This window comes from Flavobacterium chungangense LMG 26729, assembly GCF_000735715.2.
Classification (GTDB): Bacteria; Bacteroidota; Bacteroidia; order Flavobacteriales; family Flavobacteriaceae; genus Flavobacterium; species Flavobacterium chungangense.
Genome location: NZ_JASY01000006.1, coordinates 107247 through 120751 on the forward strand (window position 1 = coordinate 107247; position 13505 = coordinate 120751).

Below are 13505 nucleotides of genomic sequence, written 5' to 3' on the forward strand. Positions count from 1 at the left end.
CATTGACTTATATAACTTATATGGTTTAAAATAAAAGATTTAAATAAATAACATGTTTTAATACTCATTTGTATGCGTAAATATTTTCTTTGGGTTGCCCCGATATTTTTTATTGCAGCCGGTTTAGGCTGGTTACAGCAAACGGAAATCATCTGGAAATTAGGATTAATCTTTGGATTTTCGAGTATTGCCATTGGAGCAGGACATGTGAAAATACTAAGTGGTTATCAATATACCTTCTGGATTATTACAGCCGTATGTGCCGGACTAATCTATCCTGACTTTTTCCTGCACGTAGGCAGTTTCGACATGCGCAACAAATGGCTCATTCTGATTATCATCCAAATGGTAATGTTCGGAATGGGGACGCAAATGAGCATCGAGGATTTTACAGGTATTCGAAAATCAGGCAAAGGCGTTCTGATTGGCTTACTCGGGCATTTTACCATCATGCCGATTATGGGTTTTATCATCGCCAAAACATTTGACTTCGAACCCGAAATCGCCGCCGGAATTATCCTGATAGGTTCTTGCAGTAGTGGATTGGCTTCGAATGTAATGACTTATATTGCCAAAGGAAACTTGGTTTTGTCCGTAACCGTAACGGCTATGTCTACTTTGGCAGCACCTATTATGACACCATTTTTGATGAAAATATTTGCCGGAACTTTGGTTGAGGTGCATTTTTTCAACATGATGATGGAAATTATTAAAATTGTCCTTGTTCCTTTGGCAGCAGCGATGGTTCATGATATTTTAAAAAATTATGGAGAAAGAGCAAAAAAAAGAATTTATGTTTTGACAATCATTTCGGTAATTTGGTTGGGAGTAGTTGTTTTCTTTGCAGGTTCTTTTTCGGTTCCCGAAGACAGTACAGCAGCTCATGTACTGGAAATTATTAATTTCACATGTGGGGCATTTATCGTGGGTGTATTGTACCATTGGCTTTACAAAGCTTATCCGAAAATTGATGCGATTATGCCTTATTTCTCCATGTTCGGAATCATTTATTTTACTTTGGTGACCACTGCAGCAGGAAGAGATAATTTAATTCAAATAGGTTTCTTATTATTCCTGGCTTCAGTATTGCACAACGGAGCAGGCTATTTCTTTGGTTATTGGCTCAGCAGATTAAGTGGTCTCGACAAAAAGAGCAGTCAGACCATCGCTTTCGAAGTTGGCCTTCAAAACGGCGGAATGGCTTCTGGATTGGCAGGTGCGATGGGTAAGCTGGCAACAGTCGGTCTGGCCTCAGCGGTATTCAGCCCGTGGATGAATGTTTCGGGTTCTTTGCTGGCTAATTACTGGCGAAAAATAGGCAATCCCGAAGAGGAAACTAGTACTGATATACATTAGAAAATAACAACTCCATTTTAACGATGGAGTTTTTTATAGGATTTAGTTTTATGATTTGGGCATAACCACAAGGGCCGGGCTGTACATTATATCTTTTGTTTCCTAAAGAAGGAAACAAAAGGATGCCATTCCCATCCCTTATGCAACAAGCAGTTTCATAATCAGGTTTTGGTTGATTTGTTTAAAATTTGTACTAAAAATAATGTTATATTAGCAGTAATAATGTTAGAAATTGAGACGCAAAATAAAGCATATATGATAACGGTGAAAGTAACCTATACAGTAAAATCTGAGTTTGTAGAAACAAACAAACAAAATATTAACAAATTTCTGAGCGACTTCAAAAAATTGAACCCATCTGAATTTAGTTACAACGTTTATTTACAGGAGGACGGAATAACTTTTCTTCATTTTTCAACTTACAAAAATGAAGAAATACAAAAACAAATTCTCAATATTCCCTCTTTTAAATCTTTTCAGGAAGAAAGAGATAAAAGTGGATTAGATGACACACATAAAGTTGAAATTTTAAGTCTTGTAGGTTCTTCTGCTGATCTTTTATAAAATTGGTGTAGAAAAATGAAACATTAAAACGTAGATGATCATTCAAAGTAAAACTATGAATAAAAAATATTCCGTTTCAATTATAGTAGCATTTTTTGTTTTGTTGCAAAGTTGTAACAATTCTAATAAAAGTCAAACTCCTATTCAAAAAGAACAGGTTTCAATCAAAGAAGAAAAGAAATCAGAGGCAGTAGGGCGAAATTTAGAAACCCGAAAAACAATAGCCGATTTTATTCCGGTTGGTTACAAGATTTTTCAGGAAATTAAAGGAGATCTCAATAAAGATGGAGTAGAAGATCGAGTAATAATCATCAAAGGAACCAATAAAGAAAACATTATTAGAGATGAATATAGAGGTGAATTAGATCGCAATAGAAGAGGAATAATTGTGCTTTTTAAGGAAAACGGCAATTACATTCAGGCAGTAAAGAATTATGATTGCTTCTCGTCTGAAAATGAAGATGGCGGTGTTTACTTTGCACCTGAATTAGACGTTAGTATAGAAAAAGGAAAACTCTATGTGCACTATGGTCACGGAAGATACGGATATTGGACTTATACTTTTAGATCAAAAAACAATGATTTCGAATTGATTGGATATGATTCGAGCGACAATTTCGGACCAAGAATTGATAGCGAAACCAGCATTAATTATTTAACAAAGAAGAAAGTAACTAAAACGAATACCAACCAGGAGGGAGAAGGTGGCGATGAAGTATTTGAAGAAAAAACAGAAAAAATAAAAGTTAACAAACTGGTTCAGTTATCAAAAATTAAAGATTTTGATGAGCTTGAAAGTACATAAAATCTATAAGTTGTTTTGTAATTAAATCATAAAATGCAGAAACTAAAGAGAATATATTACTCAGCAGGATTAATCAGTATCATACTGCTTCCTGTTTTATGCTTAATTCATATCAAAAATAGTAAGCCATTTAGAAATAGCTATTCGATGAATTTTCAAAATTGGGACGGACAGGAAAATTCAGAATTCTTTAAAAATAATATGGCTTTTTTAAATACTAAAAAATTTACGACTGTTGCCTTAACGGGTAATACTATTTCGGATAGTATTAAATTAGAAGAAGCTCAAAAAAACATCCAAGTATTAGTGAAATCAAAGGATTCGGTTAGTGGAATTAAATTTCACTTTGGGCAAAAATCGCAATACTGGACTTATATTAGAGTTTTGGATATTATAAACATAGAACAAGGAGGGAATTATTTTAGTTATAAAAATGATATATTATTCACAAATCCAAAGCCCCCAAAACCTGTAAAATTTGACAAAAATGCAGAGCCTTTGCGAATTATTACTTGTGGTTCTAGTGGTTTTGATTCTGATTTTGAAGAAGATGTTTGGGGGGCAATATGGCAAAAAACAATTGAAATAGGCAAAAAATATTACCTGCCTATTATAGCGTATATCCTGATGCTATTTTTTACTTTTAGAAGAATCCTAAATGAGCATAAGTCATCCGTTAATATAAAATAATTAAATAAATAAAAATGAAAAAAATCAGTATTGCCCTGTTGGCAATTTTAGCAGTAATTTTAGTTGGATGCAGTGGTTCAGATACCTATCGAGGTTCATGGAAAGCAACCGATTCTAAAGGTGTAAAGTCTGATTTGTTTTTCAATGCCAAAGATTTTACGGTAACAAACAGCAGTGGAAAAAAAGAAAAATTTGAATATACCCAAAATTCTGTTGAAGTTATAAATTCAGTTTCTACCTATGGAATTCAATTGGAAGATGGAAGAGGCTATAAAATCAGTTTTCCGAAATCTGATGACGAAAGTATAGGGATAATTACGGATCAAAATGGAAATCCGTTATACGCCATCAGCAGAAAAAAATATATCAAATACGAAGATATTTTTAAATTGTATTAAGATAGAAAATAGCTTTGTTTGTTGTTTGGTTTGTTATAAATAATTGACTACAAGTATTTTGTGTTTATTTTTTTTTGTAACTTGTTTCCTGTTTAACCTATAATCTAAAATCATGAAAAAATCTAACTTATTTATTTATGTGATTGTATTATTAGCAGTATTAATGGTTTCATGTCATAAAGGACGAAACAAATTGGTAAATTCATGGAAAATCACCAATGTGGAAGCAAAATTACCGCTTTCGGATTCTTTAAAAAATGAAATTCTTACTAAAGGAACCTTAACTTTTACAGAAGACGGACATGTAACAGGTTATCTTCAAAGTGAAATAACAGATGGTACTTTTGTTTTAAGTAAAGGAGGGAAAAGTTTAGTGATTAAAGACGAAACGGGAACTCCTTACCCTTGCGAAAGCACTATTACAAGTGACAAGCTCATATTAGAGAGTAAAGAGATGAAAATCACACTAGATAAAATATAATAATTAAAAACCTCCCAAAATCAACTGATTTGGGAGGTTTTTAATTACATGTTTGGATGAGATTTTTTTAAATAGTAATCATTTATCAATTTCAGAATTAATCCCAATTATTGTTTTTTGAAACGGCAATTTTGCCTACTCCCATAAAAAAAACATACTCGAGCTCAAAGAGATACAGACCAAGTACTTCTATAGCCCATCTACCTGTTTTCCATAGAGAATATTTCAGAACTGTGAGCCATAAAATGATCATTAAACAATTGAAAGCGTATATAGCCGCCTTAATTATGGTTCTGAAATCAATTAAAATAACAATAGGAGTAAGCGCTTCACCTCCTGACATTCCATAGGCAGGAAAATCAGAAAGTCCTTTTTTTGAAAGCATTGTTTTAATGAATTTTAAGCCGTCACTAAATTTCGAAATACGAAGGAAGAGTATTAAAACGCTAACCGAACTACAATTGTTTTTCGGCGATTTAAAGCATATTTAGATAAAATAATGCGGGGAATGTATCAAAAAAGTAATTAATTTTTGTAGTAAAATTAATTTTATATTAGCGCACAAGAAAAGCTGACTCATAACTTTAGATGATTTGTATATCAATACTTAAAAGTTTACTGAGAGGCTGTAGCCATAAACCGTTATTTTAATCTGAATTGCTGAAAAAATGGAATCAATTAACCAAAAATAAACAATATTGATAGTAAAACTAAAAGAAGCAGTTATTACTCGCTATTGGTGTTGGTGTCAGTTATAGCGGTGACCATTATGAAAATTACTTCAAATTAAGGTTTGTAGTTGAGTGTTGAAAAAACCACGTATAAAAGAAAAAGAAGCTGCTCATTACTGAAGCAGCTTCTTTTTTTGCTATCGAATTATTTTTAAATATCCGCTATAGATGTCGTCCTTAATAGAGGTTCTCATGTACATCATGTTTTCGTCTTTTGTTTCAAATTCAAATTGAATTAACCCGGCATCACAATAATAAAACACGGAAACATCATCCGGAAATTCAAGATTTGAAATAGGTAAGGTCGTTAGTTTTGCTTCGAATAATATTTTACCATTCTCTAAGTCTATCTGAAAAAGTTTTCCTTTACGGGTATAGCCCCAAAGGGTATCATCATGCTCAGTAATGTATTGGATATTATCTTCCGTAAAATCAGTTTTCCATATCTGGGTACCTGTTTTTGAATCCACAGAATATACAGAAGAAACTGTTGAACCTTGTGTTCCAAAATATATTTTTTTGTCTTTACAAAATATACGTTCCTTGATGTTGTATTGATTTTCGTCTAATTTAAATTGCCACAGATTATCTAATTTGTTAGGGCCTAAAGCAAAAAGCACATCTTTTTCATTTGCTATAAATACGTTTTCACCATCTGTTACAGGTTTTCCGTTCATAGCAGTTTCGAAGCTTCTTTGAGAGAGGGGTTTACCTGTGTTTGCTTCAAAACTGTAAAAACTGGATCCACTTGGTGTAAAAATTTTATTGTCAAAAGCGAGAACCGGAATATCGTTATTTAAGCTGTCAAACTTATAATTCCATACTAAAGCTCCATTTTTTATATCAAGAGCATAAATATTGCCGTTCTGAGCATTTACATAAAGTTTTCCATTATTTACGATTGGAGTTTGATTTTTGAGTATGATCTTATCAGTGCTATTTCCTATTCTGGATTTCCAAAAAACATCACCACTTTGGTTGTCAATTGCGAAAATTTCACCATTAATAAAAGGAACGTATATAACTCCGTCATGTAGCGTTACTGCATTTGCACACATTTCTGTATAGGAATCAGTTGCTTTTACCGTCCATACAATTTGTTCGGAATCTAAATCAAATGAAAAAAGATTGCCATCGTAATCATAAATCAGGATTCCATTATCGTATAACGGAACTTTTGCAAACGGATTTATGATTTTGTTTGTGACTACATCATTAATTGGTGCAACTTCCTCATTAGAAGGATTCGTTTTGCCAGGTTCTGACACGGTTGGCACTTGTCCAAATACATTTATAACTGTAAATACAAATAAAAGAATTATGAGTGTTTTTTTCATTTTTAAAGTTTTGGTTGATGAATTGATTTCTTTACAGCAATAAAGTTGCCAAACAAAACAATATCTATGTCAAATGTAATAAAAAATTATTACAGCGTTTTTAGAAGAAAATAACCTTGGGGAAAATCCTGTCTTTTTAACAAATGACATGTAAATAAAGATTAATAAACTAAATTACAATAGTGGATATAAATTTACTATTACTATTTTTGTATACTAAATCTATAGGGTTAAAGTAATATAATGATAAAAGCTTTATTAAAAAAAAATAGCGTATTTTTTTTTCTCGTATTAGCGATTCAGCTAAGGGCACAAGAAACAGATAGTTTATCCCAACATTTCCTGATGAATGTAGAAATAAGACCAAGATTTGAATATACTTCAAATTACATTCTTCCTCCCAACGAATCTATGAATCCATACTTTTATATTACACAGAGAAATAGGATTTCGATGCAATATGCAAGAGAAAAATGGCTTATCAAATCTGATCTGCAGGAAATTCATCTTTGGGATCAAAACAGTAATGCATCCAAGGTGGGAAGTGTTAATTTTTATCAGTTGTTTTTTGAGACTAAGTTTAAATCAATAAATATGAGGCTGGGAAGGCAAAGTATTTTATTAGATAATGGCAGATTATTCTCTGATGCTCCCTGGGCACAACAGGGAAGGTCTCATGAAGGATTACGAATAATGAAATCTTCTAAAAATTTCTCTAACGACTTTTTATTTTTATTTACGCGAAAATACAGTACTGAGTTTGAAACTACTTATTCTCCCGTTGCATCTAATAAATATAAGTATCTGCTGTTAAATAATTTCAGTTATACTAATAATCGATTTTCGTTAAATTCTATAAATGTTGTAGATTTTTTAGAGAGTACAAATTCCGGGGAGTTATATACTCGTGCAACGACAGGCGGCAGAATCGAATTTAGAAAGAAACAATGGTACTATACTTTAAACTCATATTTTCAGTTTGGACGTAATGCAAAAGGTCAGGATTTGCAAGCTTACTATTTTCAGCCTGAGATCAAATTGTCTTTACAAAAATCTACCTGGCGTTTAGGTGCTGAAATAATTAGCGGAAGCAATCCTGAATTATCCAGTGATAACTCTGGAGACTTTGATGTTTTATATGGTGTAACATGGAAATTCAATGGAAATATGAATGTGTTTACTCGATTCCCAAATGATGTTAATGGAAAAGGTTTGATAAATCCTTATCTGTTTACTACAATTTCGTTAAGTCCTAAGCTGTCGCTTCGTTCTGATTTGCATCTTTTTTATACTCAATATCCTCTTCAAAATAATTTAGGTCAGGAAATGACAAAGTTTCTTGGATTTGAAAATGATTTTTCTTTGAAATATATACCAGTTAAAGAGCTTGAAATAAATTATGCATTTTCTTTTTATAAATCAACTGATACTATGAAATATTTGCCGAAAATACAGGATGAGAACAGGCTTTCTATTTGGAGTTACTTAATGATTTCGTATTCTTTTAACGCTGTAAATTTAAAACGTTATAAGAACTAATTATTTGTTTATTAGAAAGGATGCGTTCGAATGATCTTTTGTAATCCGAGCCGTAAACCATTTGTAAATGTTAATGATTTCAGATTTAATAATTCAGCGTAGTATGTGGCATTTATTGATTGCTAATTTCAAGCTTATATCCTTTGCTGCGTATAACAACAATGTTGATATTTGGATCTGATTCTAGTTTTTTTCTAAGCTTAGATATAAACATATCCAAACTACGGCCCACAACAACACCTTCATCTTCCCATATCTCTTTTTGCAGGCGGCTTCTCTCTATGGTCGAGTTGGGCGACAATGCAAAAATGAGCAATACACGGGTTTCCGTTCCGGTCAGGTCTGTTGTTTTTTCATTTATAATGAGCTTCCGATTCTTCGCGTCGAACAGCACCGACCCTAAAGTGTACATATTAGTATATTGACTCTCGGGCAAAACTTTTCGAGGCTTAACAGATCTCAAAAAAATAAACCCGGTAAATACTAAAAATGTCAGACTGCCCAGAAGATATCCGTTTTTTGCAGTATTTATTCCCCTTGGTTTAAATTTAATATTCATCATGTAACATGCTTTGGGTTGCTTTCTTCCTATACAAGCTACAATATCATCTTTTTTATTTTTGGAGATGGCATACCCATAAGCTATACTGGAGTTGTCGCAGTTCAGGATGTTAACGACATAATCACTTGCGAGCGGGTCTTTTGCCAATAAACGCTGGGTTATATTCACTAGTGAGGCTGGTTGAAAAGTAAGATCGTTCTCAAACCTGATCCGGTATTCATTTTCGGCGATCTTTTTTACCGGTAGCACCCTTGATGTACTGTCGCCCGACTCTAAAAGTAGTTCATGTCCAATCTTGCGGAGTAAAACTTCTCTTTTGGCAAAGTCAAAGTCTTCACGATCTTCCATACTGAAAGCGGCACAGATTATACAGATAAACGAAAGTAATAGTGACCCGAACACGTATTTGCGTTTTCCTGAGATTAGATTTCTACTAAGTTGCATTGTGTCAAGTTTTTATTTACAAAGTTTACATTTTTATTTACAATTTTAATCTCTCAAGCGAAAAAATATCAAAGTAATTTTGCTGCATAAACTTCAAGAGACAAAACTATATTATTAATTAAATCTACAAAAAAACATGAAAAAAATCATTTATGTGCTGATCTTACCACTGATTGTGGTAAGCGGACTGGTATTTAGCTTCGCTTCGTTCACCAATCGATCGGATGCTAATCGTGAAATTAAAAATGAGACTTCTAAAAAATCAATTCCAAATCCCCTCTCTGCTGCTGAAAGAAAAACGGCATTAAAAAAATGGGAGGCTACCCCTGATGGTATAATGTACAAAAAATGGGAAGCGTCTCCCGCAGGTAAAAAAGTATATGCCGGTGAAGCTAAAATAAGGAAGGCTGTCAGGAATTATACCAATATGAATGGAGTTGTAACGTCTCTTTCTCTCCCACCAGGTTCAAGATTAGGTTTCGGAATGATGGTCAGGATTAATGGGGATGATTATATACTTAGTTTTGGACCGGAAAAGTCTGATAAGAGTTTTTTAAACTTTAACAATGAATTTCAGCAATTGCATAAACTGAAAGTTAACGACAAAATAATTATAAAAAGCCATGCGGTATCGCATGCGCCCAAGTATTCGTATCCAATAGTATCGGGTGACTATATAGAATTAGATGGTAAAATAGTTTATAAACGTGCACCTCGCAAAGGCGGTTGCTGAGTAAATTATGAAATGCATTCATATGTGTCTTTTAGCTGATCAGACTATATCGGATTCTATTGAATTTCATATTAAGATCACCGCAAAAAAATCTGAATACTGAATACGTGTTATATAATGACATCATTCTATTTATGCTTAAAAAAATGCATTGATTCGTTTTAGCATTGATTTCAAACTTCTTCTGTCTTTTATAGAGGGAAAAATTGGTATAAAAAAAAGCCTCTCAGTTGAGAGGCTTTTTATGTTGGTCTACAAGGACTCGAACCTTGAAAGACTGCACCAAAAACAGTTGTGTTACCATTACACCATAGACCAATAATAGAGCGGTTAAGCGAGTGCAAATTTAAAGCTTTTTTTAGTTTGCGCAAACTTTTTGGATAAAAAATTTAATTATTTTTTGTTTTTTTTTCTTTCGAATTCGTAATAAAGTTACAAGTATTTCACAAACAGCAGGTTACTTTTGCTAAATACTTTTGTAGAATTTTTTGTTAATGCTCGTTTCTTTACACAAAAAAACATTTTCTTTGTAAGATAGAAAACATACAAAATTTTAACATCTAAATATGGCACAATTCAATTTCAATAAATGGAATACAATTATTGGTTGGTTTGCATTTGCAATCGCTTTAATTACCTATACGCTAACTGTTGAACCAACCATGAGTTTCTGGGATTGTGGAGAATATATTGCCACAGCAGCTAAACTTGAAGTTGGCCATCCACCAGGAGCACCGCTATTTCAAATGATGGGTGCCTTTTTTGCGATGTTTGCTTTAGATAATCAACATATTGCTGTAATGGTAAATATGATGTCTGTTTTTTCAAGTGCTTTTACTATTTTGTTTATGTTTTGGTCATCCTCAATGATTTTAAAAAAAATCATTGCACGTTTTGCAGAAATCGATCAAAATAATTCAATTGTAATATTGGGAAGTTCTTTTGTTGGGGCTTTAGCGTATACGTTTTCAGACAGTTTTTGGTTTAATGCTGTTGAGGCTGAAGTTTATGCAATGGCTTCTTTATTAATCGCGTTGCTTTTTTGGCTTGGATTACGTTGGGAACAGGATATGGATAAACCAAAAGGAAACAAATGGTTATTAATCATTTCTCTTGTTGTTGGACTTTCGTTTGGAGTTCACTTTATGGCTTTATTGACAATTCCTTCTATAGGATTTCTTTATTATTTCAAACACTACGAAAAAGTTACTATAAAAAACTTCATTATTGCCAATGTTGTAGTGATAGGAATTTTGTTGTTTATTTTTAAATTACTTCTTCCTTTAACAATGGCTTTTTTTGGTAAGACCGAAATTTTCATGGTTAACAGTATGGGACTTCCTTTTAACTCAGGAACCATTTTCGTTGCTTTGCTCTTTATTGCTTTCTTTTATTTTGGTTTAAAATTTACCAAACAAAAAGGACTCATTTTCTACAATACTATTATTCTTTGTATTTTATTCATTTTAATTGGTTTTTCTACATGGATGATGTTACCTGTACGCGCAAATGCCAATACAGTTATCAACGAAAATAAACCATCAGATGCTATAGAAGTTCTTGCCTATTATAATCGTGAACAATATGGAGTAAATCCTTTATTTTATGGTCCTCAGTATACCGAGGTTTTTGCCGGATTAGATGCCAAAACCCCTTATTTGGACAAAGCGCCTAATTACGAAAGGGATTATAAAACCGGTAAATACATCATTACGAATAATTATAAAAATGCAGATCAAAATAGTGATGATAATCAAAAAACAATTCTGCCTAGAATGTGGAGCACAGAAACTGCCCATATTCAAAATTACATCAACTTTACAAATCCGCCACAATTTAAAATAAATCCTAATTACCCTTACGAGGATGATTTGGCAAAGTACGGAATTGATGCTAGTCAGTTAAGTGAAGATGAATACAATAAAGCCACTGCTCAATTACGTAACGAAGTTGAGAAAACGGTTCACGAATTCAGACAGGCTTATGCTCAAAAACAAATTGATAACGAAGGTTATATCAAGTTTTTAAGAAGTTATGGTGATTATTTAATTATCGAAAAACCAACAACTGTTGATAATTTCAGTTTCATGTTTGAATATCAGTTTGGATATATGTACTGGAGATATCTGATGTGGAATTTCGTTGGACGTCAGAGTGATGTTCAGGGAAAATATGATAATTTAGACGGAAACTGGATCAGCGGAATCAAAGCTTTAGATTCAGTACATTTAGGCTCGCAAGACAATCTGCCTTCTGACGTACTAAATAATAAAGGACGAAATGCCTACTATTTCCTTCCTTTTATCCTGGGATTAATCGGATTGATGTATCATGCCAATAAAGATCTTAAAAGTTTTTATGTTCTTTTGGCACTGTTTCTGTTTACAGGAATTGCACTGAAAATTTACTTAAACGAAAGGCCTTTTGAACCTCGTGAAAGAGATTATGCTTTGGTTGGCTCCTTTTATGTATTTGCAATCTGGATAGGATTTGGAGTGTATTCATTATATGAGACCATTCAAAAATATCTGGCTCCAAAAATTGCCGGTCCAATTATTATTGCCGGAAGTTTATTGGCAGCCCCTGTTTTAATGGCTTCTCAAAACTGGGATGATCATGACAGATCAGGCAAATATACAGCTGTTGCAATGGCAAAAGCATATCTGAGTTCATGCGACAAAGACGCTATTTTATTTACCATTGGAGATAATGACACTTTCCCATTGTGGTATGCACAAGAAATTGAAGGTATTCGTACCGATGTAAAAATTGTAAACACAAGTCTTTTTATGACCGACTGGTATATTGACCAAATGAAAGCCAAAGCATATGAGTCAGACCCTTTGCCAATATCTTTTACACATGATGAATATGTTGGAGATAAATTAGACTATGTAGCTCATATTCAAAAAGTGGAAACACGTTGGAATATTAATGATTTTATTACTTTTATTAAACATCCTAAATCGACTGTTTCTTTACAAAACGGTCAAACCATTCACTTTTTCCCAACTAATAAAATAAGGGTTCCGGTTGATAAAAATACAATTATAAAAAACAAAGTAATTAATCCTAAATACAATGATTCTATAGTTCCATATTTGGATATAGATATTAAAGGAACTTCGATATATAAAAATCGCCTAATGATGTTAGATATCTTAGCAAATAATAACTGGAAAAGGCCAATCTATTTTAGCGGCGGAGCTTTTGATGATGAAGATTATTTATGGCTGAAAGATTATTTACAGCTTGACGGAATGGTATACAAATTAGTTCCAATCAAAAATACACCTTCAAAAGATGGAGGTCCAATGGATATGGGGCAAATTGATGCCGATAAAATGTATGACATCGTAACAAAATGGGATTGGGGTAATAGCAATGGAAATATTTATCATGACCCTGAAACCAGAAGAAACAGTATTACTTACCGTACCAATCTCTCTCGTTTAATGAATCAGCTTATCGCTGAAGGCAAAATTGACAAAGCTAAAAACATAATCAATCTTGCCATGACGAAAATGCCGTTAGACAAATATGGATATTATTCATTAGTAGAACCTTTTGCAGGCGGTTATTACAAAGTAGGTGAAAAAGAAAAGGCTCAGGATTTGCTGAATAAATTGGTTCAAAAATACAAAGAGAACCTGAATTATTATGCAACTTTAAGCGGTGGTGATCAATCTGACCTGGCCATTGACATAATAACAGATATTGAACGTTACAGAAGCTTGCTTCAGGTTATGAAAGAAAATAAAGACAACGCTTTTTATAACAATCATAAAACAACCTTTAATACGTATGTAAATGTATTTGAACGTTTTGGCCGTGAAAAAGAATAATATACGAAAAATATACTGAT

At 32.9% G+C, this 13505-nt stretch carries 12 protein-coding genes and 1 tRNA gene; 9 read left to right on the forward strand and 4 right to left on the reverse strand.

Annotation, left to right across the window (positions count from 1 at the left end):
* Positions 1 to 72: 72 nt before the first annotated feature.
* From JE46_RS12265 to JE46_RS12290, 6 genes are all read left to right on the forward strand, one after another.
* The gene (locus JE46_RS12265) at positions 73 to 1356 is read left to right on the forward strand and encodes a bile acid:sodium symporter family protein (protein ID WP_031455582.1); all 1284 of its coding nucleotides are present in this window, start codon (positions 73 to 75) and stop codon (positions 1354 to 1356) included.
* Positions 1357 to 1611: 255 nt separating this feature from the next.
* Positions 1612 to 1920, forward strand: coding sequence for a hypothetical protein (locus tag JE46_RS12270; protein ID WP_031455583.1), 309 nt, complete (start codon positions 1612 to 1614; stop codon positions 1918 to 1920).
* 55 nt (positions 1921 to 1975) lie between these two features.
* Positions 1976 to 2725, forward strand: coding sequence for a hypothetical protein (locus JE46_RS12275; RefSeq protein ID WP_083480885.1), 750 nt, complete (start codon positions 1976 to 1978; stop codon positions 2723 to 2725).
* A gap of 33 nt (positions 2726 to 2758) precedes the next feature.
* Positions 2759 to 3415, forward strand: coding sequence for a hypothetical protein (locus tag JE46_RS12280; protein ID WP_031455585.1), 657 nt, complete (start codon positions 2759 to 2761; stop codon positions 3413 to 3415).
* 14 nt (positions 3416 to 3429) lie between these two features.
* Positions 3430 to 3813 (forward strand): hypothetical protein, encoded by a 384-nt coding sequence (locus tag JE46_RS12285; protein ID WP_051872876.1) that lies wholly within the window; start codon positions 3430 to 3432, stop codon positions 3811 to 3813.
* Positions 3814 to 3925: 112 nt separating this feature from the next.
* Positions 3926 to 4294 carry a hypothetical protein gene (locus tag JE46_RS12290; protein ID WP_031455587.1) on the forward strand — a complete coding sequence of 123 codons (369 nt, stop codon included), beginning with the start codon at positions 3926 to 3928 and terminating at the stop codon, positions 4292 to 4294.
* Positions 4295 to 4391: 97 nt separating this feature from the next.
* On the opposite strand, the gene JE46_RS12295 is transcribed toward JE46_RS12290, so the two are convergent.
* Both JE46_RS12295 and JE46_RS12300 read right to left on the reverse strand, forming a co-directional pair.
* Positions 4392 to 4679: a hypothetical protein gene (locus tag JE46_RS12295; RefSeq protein WP_051872877.1), complete on the reverse strand. Its 288-nt coding sequence runs from the start codon at positions 4677 to 4679 to the stop codon at positions 4392 to 4394.
* A gap of 483 nt (positions 4680 to 5162) precedes the next feature.
* Positions 5163 to 6362, reverse strand: a complete 1200-nt coding sequence (locus tag JE46_RS12300) for an outer membrane protein assembly factor BamB family protein (RefSeq protein ID WP_031455589.1) — start codon at positions 6360 to 6362, stop codon at positions 5163 to 5165.
* Positions 6363 to 6707: 345 nt separating this feature from the next.
* On the opposite strand from JE46_RS12300, the gene JE46_RS12305 reads away from it, so the two are divergent.
* Positions 6708 to 7901 (forward strand): hypothetical protein, encoded by a 1194-nt coding sequence (locus tag JE46_RS12305; RefSeq protein WP_157505915.1) that lies wholly within the window; start codon positions 6708 to 6710, stop codon positions 7899 to 7901.
* Positions 7902 to 8013: 112 nt separating this feature from the next.
* Here the strand turns inward: JE46_RS12305 and JE46_RS12310 are convergent, their stop codons facing one another.
* Positions 8014 to 8811, reverse strand: a complete 798-nt coding sequence (locus JE46_RS12310; RefSeq protein ID WP_236010628.1) for a winged helix-turn-helix domain-containing protein — start codon at positions 8809 to 8811, stop codon at positions 8014 to 8016.
* Between the two features lie 250 nt (positions 8812 to 9061).
* On the opposite strand from JE46_RS12310, the gene JE46_RS12315 reads away from it, so the two are divergent.
* Complete coding sequence (locus JE46_RS12315; protein ID WP_236010629.1) at positions 9062 to 9640, forward strand: hypothetical protein; 579 nt, start codon at positions 9062 to 9064, stop codon at positions 9638 to 9640.
* A gap of 247 nt (positions 9641 to 9887) precedes the next feature.
* On the opposite strand, the gene JE46_RS12320 is transcribed toward JE46_RS12315, so the two are convergent.
* Positions 9888 to 9958 (reverse strand) — tRNA-Gln (locus JE46_RS12320).
* Positions 9959 to 10206: 248 nt separating this feature from the next.
* On the opposite strand from JE46_RS12320, the gene JE46_RS12325 reads away from it, so the two are divergent.
* Complete coding sequence (locus JE46_RS12325) at positions 10207 to 13485, forward strand: glycosyltransferase family 117 protein (protein ID WP_031455593.1); 3279 nt, start codon at positions 10207 to 10209, stop codon at positions 13483 to 13485.
* The last annotated feature ends 20 nt before the right edge of the window (positions 13486 to 13505 follow it).

What these genes read in the sequence shown, in the direction of transcription:
- JE46_RS12265 (WP_031455582.1), top strand. Translation starts at nt 73, where the DNA reads ATGCGTAAATATTTTCTTTGGGTTGCCCCGATATTTTTTATTGCAGCC.
- JE46_RS12270 (WP_031455583.1), top strand. Translation starts at nt 1,612, where the DNA reads ATGATAACGGTGAAAGTAACCTATACAGTAAAATCTGAGTTTGTAGAA.
- JE46_RS12275 (WP_083480885.1), top strand. Translation starts at nt 1,976, where the DNA reads ATGAATAAAAAATATTCCGTTTCAATTATAGTAGCATTTTTTGTTTTG.
- JE46_RS12280 (WP_031455585.1), top strand. Translation starts at nt 2,759, where the DNA reads ATGCAGAAACTAAAGAGAATATATTACTCAGCAGGATTAATCAGTATC.
- JE46_RS12285 (WP_051872876.1), top strand. Translation starts at nt 3,430, where the DNA reads ATGAAAAAAATCAGTATTGCCCTGTTGGCAATTTTAGCAGTAATTTTA.
- JE46_RS12290 (WP_031455587.1), top strand. Translation starts at nt 3,926, where the DNA reads ATGAAAAAATCTAACTTATTTATTTATGTGATTGTATTATTAGCAGTA.
- JE46_RS12295 (WP_051872877.1), bottom strand. Translation starts at nt 4,679, where the DNA reads ATGCTTTCAAAAAAAGGACTTTCTGATTTTCCTGCCTATGGAATGTCA.
- JE46_RS12300 (WP_031455589.1), bottom strand. Translation starts at nt 6,362, where the DNA reads ATGAAAAAAACACTCATAATTCTTTTATTTGTATTTACAGTTATAAAT.
- JE46_RS12305 (WP_157505915.1), top strand. Translation starts at nt 6,708, where the DNA reads ATGAATGTAGAAATAAGACCAAGATTTGAATATACTTCAAATTACATT.
- JE46_RS12310 (WP_236010628.1), bottom strand. Translation starts at nt 8,811, where the DNA reads ATGGAAGATCGTGAAGACTTTGACTTTGCCAAAAGAGAAGTTTTACTC.
- JE46_RS12325 (WP_031455593.1), top strand. Translation starts at nt 10,207, where the DNA reads ATGGCACAATTCAATTTCAATAAATGGAATACAATTATTGGTTGGTTT.